Below are 18,621 nucleotides of genomic sequence, written 5' to 3' on the forward strand. Positions count from 1 at the left end.
TTACATTGGAGATATTTCTTTTGTAGATAAGTTTTGATTGCTGTCAGGTCTCATTACCTAAATTATTTAAGATCCTTTAGTACAAGTATTAAGTTATACTTAAACTATATTTTAAAAAATCTACAATTATCATCACTCAAAGTCATGATCACTTCAGGTAAGTTAACCTAAAGCTTATATGTCAAGGAGGATGGAAAATTTGTTCTAAAATTCTTTATTTACGTTATTTTTTGATACAACGGACTGAGATTTTGACAAAGTTAGAGAACAAACAACGGCATAAATAATAATGGTTCAAAACAAGAAAATATCTCTATTCGGTGAAGACTCCTAATTATAGATGTGTCACAATAGTCGTCCACCTTGATGCTAAATCCTCAGCAATGCATAGATTTTTTGTACACAATTTTGTAACCTATGTTTGTGATTTTCTAAATTTAGAACTATATATGTATGTATATGTATAATTAGGTTTAATTTGATTAAGGACTTATCATTGATGATGTGTTACAAATTATAAAAAAGTTGGATCTAGTTCTACAGCTATTTAGATGTAAGTTTAACTTTAGGAATACAACTGAATAATACCTCTTACGATTGGAAGTTATATTGGTAATTCATTCTACAGAGTGTTATTAGCTGGTAATCCTGTCATAGTATGAAACATAAGAGTACTATTATTGTCTGTGTTTGCTGACAGTGTTTATAGAAGCAAATTTCTTAGGAAAAAATGCTAGGGGTGTACTTTCCATGCCCTTGACAATCCTTGTAGTGGACGACGATCTAGGCACTCGTCTGTCTATTAGCGATTATCTTGAATTGTCTGGCTACTCGGTAATTACTGCTAATGACGGTCAAGAGGCTTTGATAAAGGTGGAGGAGTTCCATCCTGATTTAATAGTCACCGATATTGTCATGCCACAAATGAATGGTTATGAATTAGTCCGCCAGGTAAGACAAAAATCTATGTTTCGGTTACTGCCTGTAATTTTATTAACAGCACGAACACGAACACAGGAAAGAATTCTTGGCTATCAGTCAGGGTGCGATTTATACTTACCTAAACCTTTTGAATTAGAAGAACTAGGAGCAGCGATTCGCAATCTCTTAGCGCGATCGCAACTCATTCAATCTGCATACAATGTTTCCTATCCCGACAATGCGAGTGCTTCCACCCCCACAACTACTGTGGAGTTACTTTCCGAATTAACTCCCAGAGAACAGGAAGTTTTAGAACTTTTGACTCATGGTCTTTCCAATGCTGAAATGGGTCAAAAGTTGCATCTGAGTCCTCGGACAGTGGAAAAGTATGTTAGCAGTTTATTAAGAAAGACCGCCACTAATAACAGAGCAGAATTAGTACGTTTTGCTATTAAACATGGACTGGTAGAATAGCTAAACCAACCAATAATTCTTTTATTAAAAACAAAATCTGATTAGCGTATTAACGTTACAAAAAGTAATAAATTATTATCTATTTCCAAATATGCTATTGCTGTTGCGATCGCCTAGCTTCTCCTAAAGACTCTTGCCTTACTTCTCCAATCGCAAAGTTAGATTCCATCTGTTCTAACACAACTTGCCAAACTCCATATCCATTTTTACTAAGATGTAATCCATCTGTAGTTAGATCTTCTCGCAAATTGCCTTGAAAGTCAGCAAACCAGTCATGTAAATTCAGATAACTGGCTTTTTCTTGTCGAGTAATTAAAGCTAGCTGACTATTAAGACGACGAATTCGGCTATTAGAAATCGAAGCAAGACGAGTTGGCAATATTGATTGGACAAGAATCAAGCTACCTGGATGATTTTGGCGTAAGCGACGAATAATTAAACGATAATTGCGTAAAATTGCCTGATCATTCATGCCCTTACGCAAATCATTAATTCCAGCCATTACGTAAATCACATCTGGCTTGGTTGCGGCAAAAGCAGACAATCTGTTGAGGATGCCACTAGAAGTATCACCAGATATTCCTTGATTCAACCATAATTTCCCAGCAGGTAGCTTTTCATTAGGAAACCACATACTTAAAGAATCGCCAACTAAGACATTTAGGCGATTTGCGCCTTGTCCTTTAACCATTGCTCTGGCTTCCATTGCCAATAAGCTTTTCCAATCTTCATAAGTTAGCTGGGGCTTTTTCCCAGACTCCAACAAAGACTGTAATTCATTTTCGCTTAGGCGTGTATAAATTTGACCAGCTTTTAGAGCTGCTAGTCTATGGTAGTAAAGTTGACTGCCAGATAAAAATCTCCGAGTCGGTTGGTATATTGACTGAACAGAGGATTCAACTGGTATAGGCAAATTCGGGTTGCTAAATTCTGGTGAGGGAGTTTCTACCGTTGAAGCCACTGTTTCACCTGCTACTGCCTGCAAACCCTCTTTTGTATTCAACTGGATTTGATTACTTTCTGTTTTGAAGACTAAGGGCTGTGGCAACGTTGTTACTGGAATAGCTAATCCTGCAATTAAGCCTGCTGCCAATAAATAAACGTTCCTCATCTCGTAAGTTTCTCCTATGACTACTATTTTGTCCAATGACAGCGTTTCTCGGCTGATTGCAGGAAATTTCTTGAATCAGCTAATTAATTACCTTTTACAGTATTTACACTGTATCGGTGTAATTAGCTAGCTTAGGAGATTCGTTTTTACAGTATCTTTAATGTTTTTTCTTAGTAGTATAAATTTTGTTCGATTTTTTATACTTTTCCTGTTCCCTAAATTTAACTATAAAATTATTTTGTGCGTTTGATTTTTAAGGAAAACTGCTACGGATCTACAAATCTATAACGACTGCCAATCACATAATCTTCATTAATTTCAAATGATATCCATTGTCTTTGCAAGGTTTCTGCAACAAAACCGGTTGTATTAGAACCCGCAAATGGATCTAAAACTGTATCGCCTTCATCAGTTAAAAATTTGATAAAAAACTCTGCAAAACCTTGAGGAAAACGTGCAGGATGTGGTTGTATCCCCATTAATTTGCAGCGACGTAAGTAGGCGCTATTTGATTCAGTATTAGCAATTTCTAGCAAATTAGGTGGAATTGCACCTTTGTTATCTTTTTGGAATTGCTCGGAAATATCATGTCCACTAGGACGCATTTTGGCTTTATAACCATTTTTAAGTAATTGCTTCATACTCTCGCTGTATGGCTTTAAAACTTTTCTATTATCAGCTTTGGGGTGGGGGGTTTTCGATAACCACCAAACGATATTTACTGAGTCTTTCACACGAATACGTCTAATTGTTACCCACTCAGCCGGGGTAGGTAATCGTGCCGGATTGTAGTGATAAAATTCTTGAGCTAGAAAAAAACCAACTTCTTTGCACAACCTAACTAAAAGCTCATATTGATAGATACTCCGCACGGGATTTCCAGGTAGATAAGCACCACCTAAATCAAGCACAAATGAGCCATCCTCTGCAAGTAATCTTTTAAATTCATAAGCGAAAGGTAGAAACCATTCTATATATTTTTCTGCGCTTTCGTTGCCGTATTCTTTTTTGCGGGTGAGCGCAAATGGAGGTGAGGTAATAATTAAATTAATACTGCTATCTTCAATATATTTAATTAGTTCTTGGGTATTACCTAAATATATGGAACCGTAGTTTTGAGTGTAATAGGGAATCAAATTTATAGATTGCTGTGAAGTTATTTGTTTGGATTTCAAGGGTTATGTTGTTGGAAAATAAAGAACTAGTTTATAGTTTATATACACTTTGAAGGGGCGGGCAAGAGACCCACCCCACAAGAAATGTTTCTACAAATATTCTTGTTAAGAAGTTTGCCAGAAAAAGGGATAATCTTCAGGAGTTTTTGAAAGAGCAGCTTTGACAGGATTTTGCCTAATGTAATCCCAATATGTCTGAAACTCTTCTTCATTTCTAATAATGCGGTCGTATCGCTCATCTTGCCAGATTGTACCTGTATGTTTCATTAACTTAGGAATTTTTTTAGCACTATAACCTTTGATACTTTTCATAATGCTACTAAGTGACCAAAATTCATTGTCTAATTTGAGCCAAGGCTGAATTAGCATATGGACATGGTCTGCCATTACAACAAAGATATAAATGTTATATCTCTTGTTATTAAAAAATAGACAAGCATTAAATACTACTTGCCTAGCTTCTGGGGTAAGTTCTAACTTTTCCCAAGTATTAAAAGTAATAAAATAAACTGCTCCATCTAATTCCCAATGAGGTAAGGTTCTTTGGGTAATTTTAAACTTTGGCTCTTGCATATGGGACAGGAAGGTAATTGTTATTTATCTTGTGGAGTGGGCATCTTGCCCGCCCCTTTATTTATTTTTCCCATTCCAAAAAGAGAAAATTTACATTCTAAAAAGAGAAAGTTTAATATCTTTACTTAAGATTGTAGAAATTTTACCTGTTTTTAATCTAGGACGGGTGAGACACCCATCCCACAAAACAATTCTTTTGATTATTCAACTGAAACGGCAATAATTCCTCTTTTCTAGTTAATTGGGCTGTTTAGTGTTCATTATTTTTATTCAAACAGTCAACGGGATACTCACCTCATCAATTTGTCATCTCAAGTGCCGAATCGAGCAGGCTCGCGAACTCCTAATTAAAAGTGACTTGTCAATTGCGGATATTACTTATAAAGTCGGCTTTGCTAATCAATGACATTTCACTAGTCATTTTAAGCGCCTACTTGGAGTCACACCTAAGATTTTTCGAGAGCATCGCATAAACCCGTAAAAAAAAAGCAAGAATTTGTAAGAAAAAATTTTGTGCGATCGCTATTTTGGAAGTCAGGAGTGCTGCAAGCACCATATTTTGGTTGGTAGCCACTGGAATCGAGCTGCACCCGCGTCCAAGAAGTGACAATTCCAAGGAGAGGTTTTCTTATGGCGATCAAATTTACTGGCGGTTGTCTATGCGGAGCAGTCCGCTACGAATGTTCGGCTGAACCCATTGCGATGGGAAATTGCCACTGTCGCGATTGTCAACGTGCGACGGGAACTGCTTATGCGTCCGGGCTTCTTGTGCCCCAGAGTGCAGTCACTATCACCGGAGAGGTGAAATACTATGAGGTGATTGGTGATAGCGGCAATATTGTTGGTCGAGGCTTTTGCCCAAACTGCGGTTCTCGATTATTTAGCAAGCCTCCAATTCCTGAATTTATGGGCATTATGGCTGGGAGTCTTGACGATCCAAGCTGGTTCCGACCGACTATGGATATTTATACAGCCAGTGCTCAACCGTGGGATTACATGAACCCGGATTTGCCTAAGATTGCCAAGATGCCATAGTGCCTGCTTTTGAGGTGGACATCTTGCCCCACCATAAAAAATCCCCCGCCACTGGCAGGGGATTTCAATTAATTACCTACAAAACTAGCAGCCGAATTAACCGAACTTACCAGCCGTCGAGGCAATTAGGAATGCTGCGTAAGTTAGAACATAGCCCACAGTGAAGTGAGTTAAACCAACCAAACGAGCTTGAACGATAGACAGAGCAACGGGCTTGTCCTTCCAGCGAACTAGGTTTGCTAGTGGAGTACGCTCGTGTGCCCAAACAAGAGTTTCAATCAACTCTTGCCAGTAACCTCTCCAGGAGATCAGGAACATGAAGCCAGTTGCCCAAACTAGGTGTCCGAACAGGAACATCCAAGCCCAAACAGACAGGTTATTCATGCCGTAGGGGTTGTATCCGTTAATTAACTGAGCGGAGTTAGCCCAGAGATAATCGCGGAACCAGCCCATCAGGTATGTAGAGGATTCGTTAAACTGAGCTACGTTGCCTTGCCAAATTCCCAGGTGCTTCCAGTGCCAGTAGAAGGTTACCCAACCAACTGTGTTTAATGCCCAGAAAGTAGCTAGGTAGAAAGCGTCCCAACCGGAGATGTCGCAGGTACCGCCACGACCGGGGCCGTCGCAAGGGAAGGCATAACCGAAGTCCTTTTTATCGGGCATCAGCTTAGAACCACGGGCATCCAGAGCACCTTTCACGAGTACGAGAACGGTGGTGTGAATAGCCAATGCGAAGGCGTGGTGTACTAAGAAGTCGCCAGGGCCGATAGTTAAGAACAGGGAGTTAGTACCAGAGTTAATTGCATCCAACCAACCTTGCAACCAAACGTTGCCGTAATTGGGGTATGCTGTGTAAGCAACGCTGTCTGGGTTAGACAACAGGACGTTTAGTCCGTAGAGCACTTTACCGTGAGATGCTTGGATGAACTGAGCAAACACAGGTTCGATCAGGATTTGCTTCTCTGGTGTGCCGAAAGCAACAACTACGTCGTTGTGAACGTACAGACCTAAGGTGTGGAAGCCTAAGAATAGGGATACCCAGCTCAGGTGAGAGATAATCGCTTCTTTGTGCTTCAGTACACGCTCAAGTACGTTGCCCTTATTTTGTTCGGGATCGTAATCACGAACCCAGAAGATCGCACCGTGAGCGAAAGCACCAAGCATCAAGAAAATAGCGATGTATTGGTGGTGAGTATAAAGAGCGGCTTGGGTTGTGTAGTCCTTACCGATGAAGGCATAAGGTGGCATAGCATACATATGCTGTGCTACCAAGGAGGTAACAGTTCCCAAAGCAGCTAAGTGAATGCCCAACTGGAAGTGTAGGGAGTTGTTATAAGTATCGTACAAACCTTGGTGAGGCAGGTTAAACTGACCTTCACTCTTGGTACCAGGTACTAAACCAGATTTGGAGTTCAGCATTTCTTTAATGCTGTGACCAATTCCAAAATTAGTCCGGTACATATGGCCGGCGACGATGAAAATTACAGCGATCGCTAAGTGGTGGTGAGCCATATCGGTCAGCCACAGCGATTCTGTTTGAGGATGGAAGCCACCCAAGAAGGTCAAAATTGCTGTACCAGCACCTTGGGAAGTACCAAATACATGGTTTGCAGTATCGGGGTTAGAAGCGTAAACTCCCCAATTACCAGTAAAGAAGGGTTGCAAGCCTGCCGGGTGGGGCAGAGTGCTTAAGAAGTTATCCCAACCTACGTGCTGTCCGCGAGATTCGGGGATAGCAACGTGAATCAAGTGACCAGCCCAAGCCAGAGAGCTAACACCAAACAAACCTGCTAGGTGGTGATTGAGGCGAGGCTCTGCACTCTTAAACCAAGAGAGGCTAGGACGGAACTTGGGTTGTAGATGCAACCAACCAGCAAACAAGAAAACTGATGCCAGGATAAGGAGGAACACAGAACCCATGTATAGGTCGCTGTTCGTCCGCATACCGATGGTGTACCACCAGTGATAAACACCAGAGTAAGCAATGTTTACCGGATAGTTAGCTCCACCTTGGGTAAAAGCTTCTATTGCGGGCTTACCAAATTGAGGGTCCCAAATCGCATGAGCGATCGGACGGATGTGAAGAGGATCTTTAATCCACTGTTCAAAGTTACCTTGCCAGGCTACGTGAAATAGGAGGCTGGATGCCCACAGGAAAATGATTGCCACATGACCGAAGTGAGTAGCGAAAATCTTTTGGTAAAGATTTTCTTCCGTCATGCCATCATGGCTTTCAAAGTCATTTCCTGTAGCCATCGCATACCAGATCCGACGTGTCGTCGGGTCTTGCGCGAGATCCTGGCTAAATTTTGGAAATTTTGTCGCCATAGGTTTGAGAAATCCTCTGACTTTTAGCCATCAGGTATCAATGTTCTTAAGGAGTTCTGAGTTAGGAGTTTTGAGTTAATGGTTGTCAGTTCGTGGTTTTTGTTGTTGATGTTAACCGCTAAAAACAACTTGTAGCCCATCACTCATAACTCATTGCTCCTAAATGCTGGTTGCTAGCCTAATGAGAGAATATGTGCGTGGAAGAACGCCCATGTCGTGGCAATTCCCCCCAAGAGGTAGTGAGCTACACCGACCGCACGACCCTGAATAATGCTCAGAGCGCGAGGCTGAATTGAAGGTGCTACTTTCAGTTTATTATGTGCCCAAACAATGGACTCAATTAATTCTTGCCAGTAGCCACGACCACTGAACAGGAACATTAAGCTGAATGCCCAAACAAAGTGAGCACCCAAGAACATAAGTCCGTAAGCTGACAGGGCACTTCCATAGGAGTTGATCACCTGTACTGCTTGCGCCCACAGGAAGTCACGCAACCAGCCATTGATGGTGATGGCACTTTGGGCAAAGTTACCACCAGTAATATGAGTCACATTACCAGCTGCGTCTACTGTTCCCCAGACGTCAGATTGCATCTTCCAGCTAAAGTGGAAAATTGCGATCGAAATGGTGTTGTACATCCAGAACAAACCGAGGAACACGTGATCCCAACCAGACACCTGACAGGTACCACCACGACCAGGGCCGTCGCAGGGGAAACGGAAGCCCAAGTTTGCCTTGTCTGGAATCAGACGAGAACTGCGGGCAAACAGGAAGCCTTTCAAGAGAATTAGTACTGTGACATGAATTTGGAATGCGTGAATATGGTGGATCATGAAGTCCGCCGTACCCAACGCAATCGGCATCATTGCCACTTTACCGCCTACGGCGAGAATACCACCGCCAAAGGCATAGCTAACAGGTTCAAGTGCATTTGGCGCGGTTGCTCCTGGTGCTACAGTGTGTAGGTTTTGTACCCACTGAGCAAATACAGGCTGCAACTGAATTGCCGAATCCGAGAACATATCTTGGGGACGGCCCAAGGCGCGCATTGTGTCGTTGTGGATGTAAAGCCCAAAGCTGTGGAAGCCAAGGAAAATACAAACCCAGTTGAGGTGAGAGATGATTGCATCCCGGTGACGAATCACACGATCCAGAACGTTATTTTGGTTCACAACAGGATCGTAATCGCGCACCATGAAAATGGCAGCGTGAGCAGCACCACCCACAATTAGGAAACCGCCAATCCACATATGGTGAGTAAATATGCAGAGTTGGGTAGCGTAATCGGTTGCCAAGTACGGATATGGGGGCATCGCGTACATATGGTGGGCAATGATGATCGTCAGCGAACCCAAGAAGGCAAGGTTAGTTGCCAATTGAGCATGCCAAGATGTGGTCATGTTCTCGTAGAGACCCTTGTGACCTTCACCAGTGAAGGGGCCTTTGTGGTTTTCCAGGATCTCTTTGATGCTGTGACCGATACCCCAGTTGGTACGGTACATATGACCAGCGACGATGAACAATACCGCGATCGCCAAGTGGTGATGGGCAATATCAGTCATCCACAAGCCACCTGTGACCGGGTTTAGACCACCCTTGAACGTCAGGAAGTCAGCATACTGACCCCAGTTCAATGTAAAGAAAGGTGCTAAACCACTGGCAAAGCTGGGATATAACTCGGTTAACAAGTCTTTGTTCAGGATGAACTCATGGGGCAGGGGTACATCCCGAAGAGGAACTCCTGCATCCAAAAGCTTGTTGGTTGGTGCGGAAACATGAATGATGTGTCCTGCCCACCCCAAGGAACCACAACCTAGCAATACTTGCAGGTGGTGATTGAGCATTGACTCCACATTCTGGAACCATTCCAGTTTAGGAGCGCGCTTGTGGTAGTGGAACCAGCCAGCAAACAGGAACAAACCTGCTAATACCAAACCGCCAATAGCTGTGCAATACAGTTGGAAGGAGTTGGTAATCCCCCAGCCACGCCAAACTTGGAATAGACCGGAAGTAATTTGAATGCCGTGGAAGCCACCACCGACATCCCCATTCAAAATGTCTTGACCAACAATTGGCCAAACAACTTGAGCGCTAGGCTTGACGTTGAGTGGATCGCTCAACCAAGCTTCGTAGTTTGAAAAACGAGCGCCATGAAAAATCATCCCGCTCAACCACAAGGTCACTACAGCTAAGTGACCAAAGTGGGCTGCAAATATCTTGCGGGAAATATCTTCTAAATCACTTGTATGTGTATCAAAATCGTGGGCGAGTGCATGCAGGTTCCAAATCCATGTGGTGGTTTTGGGACCTCTGGCTAGGGTTCTGTCGAAGTGACCTGGTTTCGCCCATCGTTCAAACGAAGTTGGAACCGGATCGTTATCGACTATCACTCTTGCCTTTTTTTCCTCTCGCTCCGGAGGACTTATTGTCATTCGACCTCCTCTCTTAAAAAGGGACTGAGGAATCATTGTGACCACAAGCTGTCTTCTTGGTTTTTATGAACCAAATCGCATTTTCCATTTATAATTTGGAGCCGCGATGAAGACCTTGTGTGGGGAGTGGTTTCTGTTGAATTATAAAGTCTTCTCTTGTACATTGTTGGAGACTTTTTAACAATAATTCAAAATCCCCAGATTTATTGTCTCATCTACTTTCCGATTCTAAAACACTGGTCAAAAAGTCAATACTTTCTCTATTTATTTTACAAAGCTAAACAATTCGCAAAATTTATGGTTATTTTCTGAGCGATCGCTGTTTTTAACTCTTACAGCTATAATCCAATTAAAAATATTTGGAATTTTCGTTACAGGTTATACCAAAATATAGTTAAATAGCTGTAAGAAGAAATAGTTAAAATCGCCACATAATTATCTTAGATAGTACTGACATAAATTCAAAAACTTAAATTCTCAGTCCAAGGACAGGTAGTTAAAAAAGGATTTCACCTTTTGGGCTATAGTTCCGAATGGACAGTTTGCGCCAAAATGCAACATAAAATCTGTCTGTTGTTTAGGAATGGGTGAAAAACATGAACTCGTGGCGGACAACGGCTGCAACTTTAATAAAGTCGCTAACGGTATTGACCTTAGTATTATATTTAACTAGCTGTGGTGATAAAGCCATCAGCCAAGAGCCATCTGGTAGTTTACAAGAAAGCCCTGCAATTTCAACAAAGCAATTCTCGGAGGTTGCCCCACCAACGGTCGTTCAAGAACTACGTCAAACCTTAGAAGTATATAGACCTCAGGTATCAATAGTGACTCCTAAGCAGGATGAAGTTCTGCAAGATAACACAGCTACAGTCCGCTTCCAGGTTAAGGATTTACCTATATTTAAAGATCCACAACTGGATATGGGGCCACATCTGCACGTAATAATTGACAATCAACCGTACATTGCAGTTTACGACTTAAATCAACCGTTAACTTTACCAGACTTGTCCCCTGGTACCCATACCTTACGTGTTTTTGCCTCCCGTCCTTGGCATGAAAGCTTTAAAAACGAGGGTGCCTACGCTCAGACAACATTTCACATCTTCACTAAAAGCGATGACAACAACCCCGATCCAAATTTACCCCTGCTAACCTACAGCCGTCCGAAAGGCAGTTATGGAGCGGAGCCTATTTTACTGGATTTTTACTTGACAAACGCGCCGTTACACCTGATTGCGAAAGATAACCCTAACAACCAGTTTGCAGATTGGCGCATCCGCTGCACTATTAATGGCGAAAGTTTTGTTCTTGATCGCTGGCAAGCAATATATCTAAAAGGCTTTAAACCAGGTAAAAACTGGGTAAAACTAGAATTTCTTGATAACCAAGGCAATCCTGTCAAAAATGAATTTAACAGTACAGTTAGGCTAATAACCTACGAGCCAAAAGGTAAAGACACCCTTTCTAAAATTGTCAGAGGAGAACTTTCTGCAGAACGAGTTCGCGCAATTGTAGATCCCAACTACACAGGTAAAGTACCGACTGCCGAACCCACACCTACTACTACACAAAAAATTCAACCCCAAGAAGAAAAACAGCCGAGTTTGGAAGTTACACCTACACCAACTCCTAGCATCGCACCCAGGGTTGAAACTACACCAGAGATACAACTTCAAGAAAAACAACCTGTTCCTGAAATTGAACAAACACCTCCAACTCAACCAGAGAAACCAAAAGGTGGCTTTTTCAATCGTTTCCAAAATCGAGCAGGCAAAACACCTATTCTACAACCTACAGAAATCTCTCCTAGCCCAACTCCGGCATTAGAACCATCACCGGAAATTGCACCAGAGCCTGAAGCTATTGATTTACCAGAAAAACAGCCTACTCAGCCAGAAAAATCTCGATTTGGTAAATTTTTTCAGCGTTTTACAGGTAAAGCGCCTATATCTCAACCTACAGTAGAACCGTCTCCAAGCGTTTCTCCCACATTACCGGAAATTATTGAGACACCAGCCCCAGAAACTACAGCTGAACCTCTGGTTACTCAACCAGAAAAATCAAGATTTAGTCGATTTTTTAATCGCCGTGTAGGTGATCTATCAACTCCACAACCTTCACTAGAAAAATCTCCTAGCCTACCTCCAACACTGCCTGAGATTGTAAATGAGTCTCCCGCGCCAGAACAGGAACTTTTACCAAAAGCTGATCCAAGACTTTTACCTCAAAAAGTTGCTCCTCAGCCAGAAAAACCAGAATTAGAAAGATTTTTTAATCGTCGGCAATATCCAAATTCTGCGCCATCTCCAACTTTACCTTTTGCTCGATCACAGATGAATCAGCCTTCTACACCAGAAGCGACAGCAACGCCTGAACACTCAAGCGGGTAAATCCACAATTGATTGTGACGAAACAAGAACCCTGACTTTTTTGAAAGTCGGGGTTCTGTGTATTTAGTAGCTTTTTAAAACGCAGAGGGACGCAAAGTGAGCGCAGAGGAGCGCAGAGTTTTTAATTAGAAATACTGAGTTCAGTTTTGGTAAGTTTATTTAATTTGTAAATTTCTGGTAATTGCCACCAAGCAAGATGAGGGTATTCGTGATGTTCTTTGTGGTAGCCAAAATGATAGCAAGTAATAAGTGACAACCATGTTGGCATAGAGATAGTTTGAGCAAAGTGAGGTTTAATATAACCTCCTGGTGGTTCTTTATGAGTAAGGAATGTACCAAAATAAAATAATTGTAATGAGCTTAATAGTGAAGGTAATGCCCAAAAGAGAATAAGATTTGTATGGGGTATATTTAATACGTAATGAATAGTATTATACGCTACTATCCAGGCTATTATTTGACTCCAACTCCAGTAATTCTTCATAAAGTATAAATACCAGGCAAAGAAATTTTTATGCTTGCCGTCGTGGAAATCGGGATCTAGTTCACTGGCAGGGTGATGGTGATGCATCCAGTGCTTTTTTATTAATGTTTTGTAGGATAAAAAACCATAAAAAAGTAAGCATATAGTTCCGATTAAATGATTAATTTTAGTGTTTCTGGAAAATACTACCCCATGCATAGCATCATGAGCAGTAATGAATAATCCTGTATATATAAATGTCTGCAAGATTATAGCTAATAATGACTCTAAAATATCTGATTTGGAAAGGTCAAATGAAAGTAAAAAAATTAAGCTAGCTGCCCATATTCCTAAAATGGCAATAGCAATGAAAATGCCTGCCATACCAACAGTAGATTGATTTGTAATTTCTATATGATGGCTAGATAAGTGTTTTGATTGCATCAGGCTTTTACTCCGCCTAAAATTTCGTCGAAATTCACACAATTCGGTCATTAAAAAGTTCACTAACCACTTAAGGGAAAACCCTGTTCATGGTCAGTGCTGTGATATAAGTAACACCTAAATCAAATATGTAGAAAAATTAAGTTTACTTAAATAATATTACACATATTTGCATAGATGGTGACTGTGTAAGCAAAATTTCTTGCTCTATAAGGTTTTTGAGCCGTGGAGTTTAGTGAATGAGGTTGAGTACCTCGCGCAGTACGCTGTAGCCCTGATAATCCCAAAGTAGATAAGCAAGAAAACCAATCATCGCCAAGCGTCCATTCCATAGTTCAGCTTGGGGTGTAAAGCCAAACTTAAAGGCATTGCGATCGCTACCGTTATATGCTTTCTCTGTTACATCAGTCGGATAAGGCCCCATTGTTAAGTTTCCTCAAGATTGTGAACTACACCATTCATAGTATTTACCCACCTAACAAGTGCTATCTATCTCTAGTGCCAAAGTGTAAGCAAGTCGAAAGGGTGAGGTTTGGAGGCTAATATACAGGGTTGTATCTGACAAAAGGTTAATAAATATTTCTCTTAGTCTCTACAATCAAGATTATTTGTAAAGCAAATTAGTAATAATGCATACATAAACTCTTCTTGAGTTTTGAAGAAATGCTTGTAAGTTGTTAGATGGTGCGATCGCCTGTTTAAAGTTCACTACAGAGAGCGATAGTTGCAAGGTTGTCAGTAATATCTAACGGAAGTCAGAAGGTTTTCTAATTATTGTTGCTCAAACTAATAAGAAGTAAATAAGTTTTTGAACGAAGAATATGGCTCCTACGGCACTAATTACGGGTGGATCTGAAGGGATTGGTAAAGCAACAGCTATTTTATTTGCCCGTAAAGGATATGAACTTATACTTGCGGCTCGTCATCGCGATCGCTTAGAAAGCGCAGCGCAAGTGGTGCAAAGCGTTGGTGGTACAGCACCACTAATAGTTACTTGCGATGTCACCGATCCATTGCAGGTAAAAACACTAGTAGACAAAGCTTTAGAGCATTATGGTTATATTGATGTGCTGGTAAATAACGCAGGCATTTATGCGTCAGCACCAGTAGAGGAGTTTTCGCTGGAAGATTGGCACAAGGTTATAGATACTAATTTATGGGGATATATCCATACAATTCATGCTTTACTACCTCACTTTCTTCAAAGAGGAAAAGGAACAATTGTGAATGTGAGTTCAATTGGTGGTAAAGTGCCTACCGCTTACCTTGTTCCTTACTGTACAAGTAAGTTTGGCGTTACAGGATTGACAGAAGCGCTTCATGCAGAATTAAAGCCGAAAGGAATTCAGGTTTGTGGTATTTACCCGAATTTAATTAAATCTAATTTTATGGAACGGGCTGTAATGAGAGGGAAAAATGAGCAAGATACTCAAAGCCGTCGCCAACAAATTGACAACATCCTGAAAAATCCCGTGGTAGAGAAACCCGAAGATGTAGCAAATGCTATTTGGGATGCAGTTAAAAATCAAAAATCCGAAGTATTTGTTGGTTCTGCCAACTTTTCACAAGCAGTGAATCGGTTATTTCCTGGTTTATTCCAGTGGGCTTCTCATCAAATCTTTAAAAATAAAGATAGCTGAAGGGCTAAGTATGCAAGATAAAGTTTTTCCTAATTTTGGAAGCTCAAGATTGACTGATACTATTTCATAAAAATCTGATACAAATACAGACTTTGTAGAGAAGCGATATATCGCGTCTGGGCAAAATTTATGTGTATCATAATTAGCGTGAAATGGAATGACTCCTTAATAAGGCTGAAGTAAACATATGTTTCCCTTCTGCCTTCTGCCGTCTACCTGATTAATTCCAGTACAAAACTTTTTCTTTAATTATTGTTTTACCATCCCTAGACACTTTTAGTGCATTCCGAGTCAGTAGGTAACGAATGTCACCATTAACAGCAATGAACTGGCTATTTTCTATTCCTATATGGAATTTATAGCTTTGCAGTGGAATGGTAATTGTGTCATTGCCTTGGCGAGTCACAGCTACGTAACTGTTGGGAAGTTCTCTACCGCAAATATACACAATAAAGTTTTTGGTCTTAGCTTCTACAAAGGTAGTATTACCATTAGGACAACCCCTAGCTAAGGGTTTTCCATCAGCATCGATCGCGCTATTAACTTTTTCTTTAAAGGTAACACTACCACCCTTACTAAGTTTTGTAATTACTAATTCATAAGGAGTAACCATGTATGTTATTTCACCCTGAATAGCAACATAAGTCTCACCGTTTTTACTACTTATAGGTACAGTAATTTTATTACTGCCATTTTTAGAGATTTTAATGTAATATCCAAGAGAATTATGCCGTTCTCCTCTACAAATATAGATGTAATCTTTAGCTGTATAAAAAGTGCGTTTAGGTATTAAATTACCAGAAGGGCAAACTTGCGTTTGAGCAGTTTTTAGTTGATAAATTTTTGAGTTTTTTAGTATATTGCCTGTTTCCTTCACTTGAGACTTTGAAAAGGGTGTCAATAACCATAAGGAAGACACGCTCACAACGATTAACTGTAAAGTTACTGCGTGAGCAACATCCAGTTGTAAAAAATTCATGTTTTTAAACTTTTAAACATTAAAATTGCCGCCACATCTAAGAAAACATGGCGTGAAAATATCAGTGTTTTAACGGATGAAAAACTGAAATTATTATCGTATTAAAAAAACCCAAAACAACTAAAATTTCTGGGAATTTATTTATTCTTTAATAAAAGTAATTGTTAAATGAAATTCTTGTTAGCCGAGATGGGGATTGAGTACTGGGAAGAGAACATGGGAACGCAAAGAGAAAATTCCCCTATCATCTGTTCCCTGTCACCTATCCCCTATCCCCTATTTACCTGACTCGCATTCTTGTCTAGTTATGTGATGACGATAGCGAAACATTGCTTCTAGTTGTACTTGTACCAACCAGCCACCTAGAAACTCAGCTGGTTGTCCGCCAGGTAAAGCAAAGGAAATTTCATCAGTTAATCTGGTTTTGCCATTTTCCGATTTAAATATATGCCGATGTAGCCAGGATTCAAATGGCCCAGATATCTGTTCATCTGTAAACAGATGATATTCTTCATATTCAGTATGACGTGCTAACCAACGCAAAGGCAATGGCCCGATCGCCAGACGAAACTCAGTAATAGCATTTATGCCTAAGCCTCCCTCACGACGTACTACTTGCAACGGTTGCCAAGGAGGGGTAAGCAATTGCAACACGTCTGCTCTTTCGTGAAATTTCCAAACTGTTTCTAAGGGTGCATCAATAACTGAGGAATACTTAAAGTGCAGCATTAAGAAAAACCTCAAACTTAGCCTTCATACTCAGTATCGATTTCGATATCAAGAGTGTCTTCATCGATGCGGATATACAAAATATTGGGGCGACAGCAAACTTGGCAATCTTCTACATAAGATTGCTGCCCTCCCGCACTCAAATCTACAAAAGTTAAATTTTCTTCACCACAATAAGCACAGTAATATTCTGCTGTTGTTTGCATCTATCTGTTTTAAATTTTAGATTGTAACTGCTAATAGCTAATGCTAATTTTATTTTGACAATTTACTATCAACATTTAGCCATTATTTTTTCAGATGATTTATCGAGTTGACTTGTAGCATCAGCCAAGTGCTTTAGTAGTGTAGACTGTGGTAGAGGCCCTTGCAAATGACTCCAAGGTAAGACTTGATCGGTTGACCAGTTAGTATGAACGTAAAAATCTAAACTGGGAAGTTGTCCTTTTAGTTCTTTAAAAGCACGTTTATAGCTACCTAAAGAATCACCAAAGTTACGGGTAAGTTCTAAAAGGTGTGATAGTCGGCGATCGCCTCGTGATAACAAAGCCTGAATAATTGACCAATTGTAACTTTCGGGGCGAAAATCTATCCCTTGTGGCTTTAGTTGTTTCTGTAAAAACTGCAACCGCTTCTGGGCTTGGCGATTTACTCCCAACCACTGAAAAGGCGTATGTGACTTGGGAACAAAAGTACTGCATCCTAATGTTAACCGCAAACCAGGAGCAGCTTTTTTAATATCGCGCATCATCGCTACAGTCGCATCTAAATCCTCTGGTTCTTCGCTAGGAATTCCTACCATGCCGTAGAGTTTTAAATTAGTTAATCCTCCAGCTTTGGCATTCATGGCAGCTTGAATAATTTCATCATTGTCCAGCTTTTTATTGATAATTTGTCGTACCCTTGAAGAGCCACTTTCTACAGCAATCGTTAAGGATTTTGTATCTCGTTTCGCTAAAGTTTGCGCCAATTGTACTGTCACAGTATTAGTTCGCACCGAAGCAATACTCAGACGTATATCGTCGAACTGGGGTTGGCTGATATAGTTCAATAATTCCTCAAACTCAGGATGTTGAGTAACTGAAGCACCTAATAATCCGAGCCGATTTGTGACTGTTAAACCTTTTGTAATTGCTGGTATTAAAGAACCTTCCAAACTAGCAGTTCTAAAAGGTAAAGTGAGATAACTTGCCAGACAGAAGCGACACATTTCTGGACAACTTCTCACCACTTCTACCATATAAATATTTTCCCAAGCTGCTTTTTCAGTCACTACCGTTGAAGCTGATAAAGTGTTGCCTCGATAGGTTTGTTTTTGTACTACAGCGGGAATTTCTGGGGAAATAGGTTGAATTGATTTAATCGTACCATCTACATCGTAATACTCAACTTCATACAAACTGGGAACATAAATGCCCGGTACTTGTGCGAGTGCTTGAAGTTGAGTTTGCCTGTCAGCATTTCTAACTGCTTGATAAGCATCAATAAAATTATCTAAGAGATTTTCACCATCCCCCAGTAAAATGACATCAAAAAAATCTGCGAAGGGTTCGGGGTTGGCAGTTAAGACGGGGCCACCACCAAAAACTATGGGATGATTAGGATCGCGGAAAGCTGCCCTGATGGGAATTTCTAAAGATTCTAATAAGTTCAATATATTCACATAATCCAACTCCCAGGACATCGAAAAGCCAAGTAATTCCGGCTTTCGTGGCAGTGGTTCGTGAATATCGGTGAACAAGCGACTCACCTGCAGATCTGAACGCATAGCTAAAGTAGCCCACACCACTTGATAGCCAAGGCTTGTAATGCCCACACTATACTCGTTAGGAAAAGCAAAGATAGTGGCGATCGCGTCAGTGTTGGGAGTGGCAGGAGTGAATAAAAGGCGTTCAGCAGCAAATATAGAAGATGTCACAGATTAAAA

The 18,621-nt window shown here is 40.7% G+C and carries 15 protein-coding genes; 4 read left to right on the plus strand and 11 right to left on the minus strand.

Annotation, left to right across the window (positions count from 1 at the left end; all coding sequences use genetic code 11):
• Positions 1-750 precede the first annotated feature (750 nt).
• Positions 751-1,395, plus strand: a complete 645-nt coding sequence (locus tag U2718_RS21610) for a response regulator transcription factor (protein ID WP_341997052.1) — start codon at positions 751-753, stop codon at positions 1,393-1,395.
• Positions 1,396-1,489: 94 nt separating this feature from the next.
• Here U2718_RS21610 and U2718_RS21615 read toward each other — a convergent pair whose 3' ends face one another.
• The 3 genes from U2718_RS21615 to U2718_RS21625 all read right to left on the minus strand — a co-directional run bounded on the left by U2718_RS21615 (position 1,490) and on the right by U2718_RS21625 (position 4,254).
• Positions 1,490-2,506, minus strand: coding sequence for an SGNH/GDSL hydrolase family protein (locus U2718_RS21615; protein ID WP_341997050.1), 1,017 nt, complete (start codon positions 2,504-2,506; stop codon positions 1,490-1,492).
• 266 nt (positions 2,507-2,772) lie between these two features.
• The gene (locus U2718_RS21620; protein ID WP_341997048.1) at positions 2,773-3,681 is read right to left on the minus strand and encodes a site-specific DNA-methyltransferase; all 909 of its coding nucleotides are present in this window, start codon (positions 3,679-3,681) and stop codon (positions 2,773-2,775) included.
• A 105-nt stretch (positions 3,682-3,786) separates the two neighbouring features.
• Complete coding sequence (locus U2718_RS21625; RefSeq protein ID WP_341997046.1) at positions 3,787-4,254, minus strand: REP-associated tyrosine transposase; 468 nt, start codon at positions 4,252-4,254, stop codon at positions 3,787-3,789.
• A 603-nt stretch (positions 4,255-4,857) separates the two neighbouring features.
• On the opposite strand from U2718_RS21625, the gene U2718_RS21630 reads away from it, so the two are divergent.
• Positions 4,858-5,289 carry a GFA family protein gene (locus tag U2718_RS21630; protein ID WP_341997041.1) on the plus strand — a complete coding sequence of 144 codons (432 nt, stop codon included), beginning with the start codon at positions 4,858-4,860 and terminating at the stop codon, positions 5,287-5,289.
• A gap of 96 nt (positions 5,290-5,385) precedes the next feature.
• On the opposite strand, the gene psaB is transcribed toward U2718_RS21630, so the two are convergent.
• Together psaB and psaA are read right to left on the minus strand one after the other, a co-directional pair.
• On the minus strand, positions 5,386-7,617 hold the full coding sequence (gene psaB, locus U2718_RS21635; protein ID WP_341997039.1) for a photosystem I core protein PsaB: 2,232 nt from the start codon (positions 7,615-7,617) through the stop codon (positions 5,386-5,388).
• A gap of 173 nt (positions 7,618-7,790) precedes the next feature.
• A complete protein-coding gene (gene psaA / locus U2718_RS21640) occupies positions 7,791-10,049 on the minus strand; it encodes a photosystem I core protein PsaA (RefSeq protein WP_341997037.1) in 2,259 nt (752 codons plus the stop codon).
• Between the two features lie 596 nt (positions 10,050-10,645).
• Between psaA and U2718_RS21645 the strand changes: the two genes are divergently transcribed.
• Positions 10,646-12,439, plus strand: a complete 1,794-nt coding sequence (locus tag U2718_RS21645) for a hypothetical protein (protein WP_341997035.1) — start codon at positions 10,646-10,648, stop codon at positions 12,437-12,439.
• 121 nt (positions 12,440-12,560) lie between these two features.
• Here the strand turns inward: U2718_RS21645 and crtW are convergent, their stop codons facing one another.
• Complete coding sequence (gene crtW / locus U2718_RS21650; RefSeq protein ID WP_341997033.1) at positions 12,561-13,346, minus strand: beta-carotene ketolase CrtW; 786 nt, start codon at positions 13,344-13,346, stop codon at positions 12,561-12,563.
• Positions 13,347-13,578: 232 nt separating this feature from the next.
• Complete coding sequence (locus U2718_RS21655; protein WP_341997031.1) at positions 13,579-13,770, minus strand: chlorophyll a/b-binding protein; 192 nt, start codon at positions 13,768-13,770, stop codon at positions 13,579-13,581.
• Between the two features lie 397 nt (positions 13,771-14,167).
• Between U2718_RS21655 and U2718_RS21660 the strand changes: the two genes are divergently transcribed.
• Entirely contained in the window at positions 14,168-14,986 is an 819-nt protein-coding gene (locus U2718_RS21660; RefSeq protein ID WP_341997029.1) for an SDR family oxidoreductase, read from the plus strand.
• A gap of 220 nt (positions 14,987-15,206) precedes the next feature.
• On the opposite strand, the gene U2718_RS21665 is transcribed toward U2718_RS21660, so the two are convergent.
• From U2718_RS21665 to U2718_RS21680, 4 genes are all read right to left on the minus strand, one after another.
• Positions 15,207-15,965 carry a hypothetical protein gene (locus U2718_RS21665; RefSeq protein ID WP_341997027.1) on the minus strand — a complete coding sequence of 253 codons (759 nt, stop codon included), beginning with the start codon at positions 15,963-15,965 and terminating at the stop codon, positions 15,207-15,209.
• A gap of 276 nt (positions 15,966-16,241) precedes the next feature.
• Positions 16,242-16,694: an SRPBCC family protein gene (locus tag U2718_RS21670; protein WP_341997025.1), complete on the minus strand. Its 453-nt coding sequence runs from the start codon at positions 16,692-16,694 to the stop codon at positions 16,242-16,244.
• 17 nt (positions 16,695-16,711) lie between these two features.
• Entirely contained in the window at positions 16,712-16,900 is a 189-nt protein-coding gene (locus U2718_RS21675) for a CPXCG motif-containing cysteine-rich protein (RefSeq protein ID WP_341997022.1), read from the minus strand.
• A 68-nt stretch (positions 16,901-16,968) separates the two neighbouring features.
• Complete coding sequence (locus tag U2718_RS21680; RefSeq protein WP_341997020.1) at positions 16,969-18,612, minus strand: radical SAM protein; 1,644 nt, start codon at positions 18,610-18,612, stop codon at positions 16,969-16,971.
• Positions 18,613-18,621 lie beyond the last annotated feature (9 nt).

It is taken from the genome of Chlorogloeopsis sp. ULAP02 (genome assembly GCF_038404745.2).
Lineage (GTDB): Bacteria > Cyanobacteriota > Cyanobacteriia > Cyanobacteriales > Nostocaceae > Chlorogloeopsis.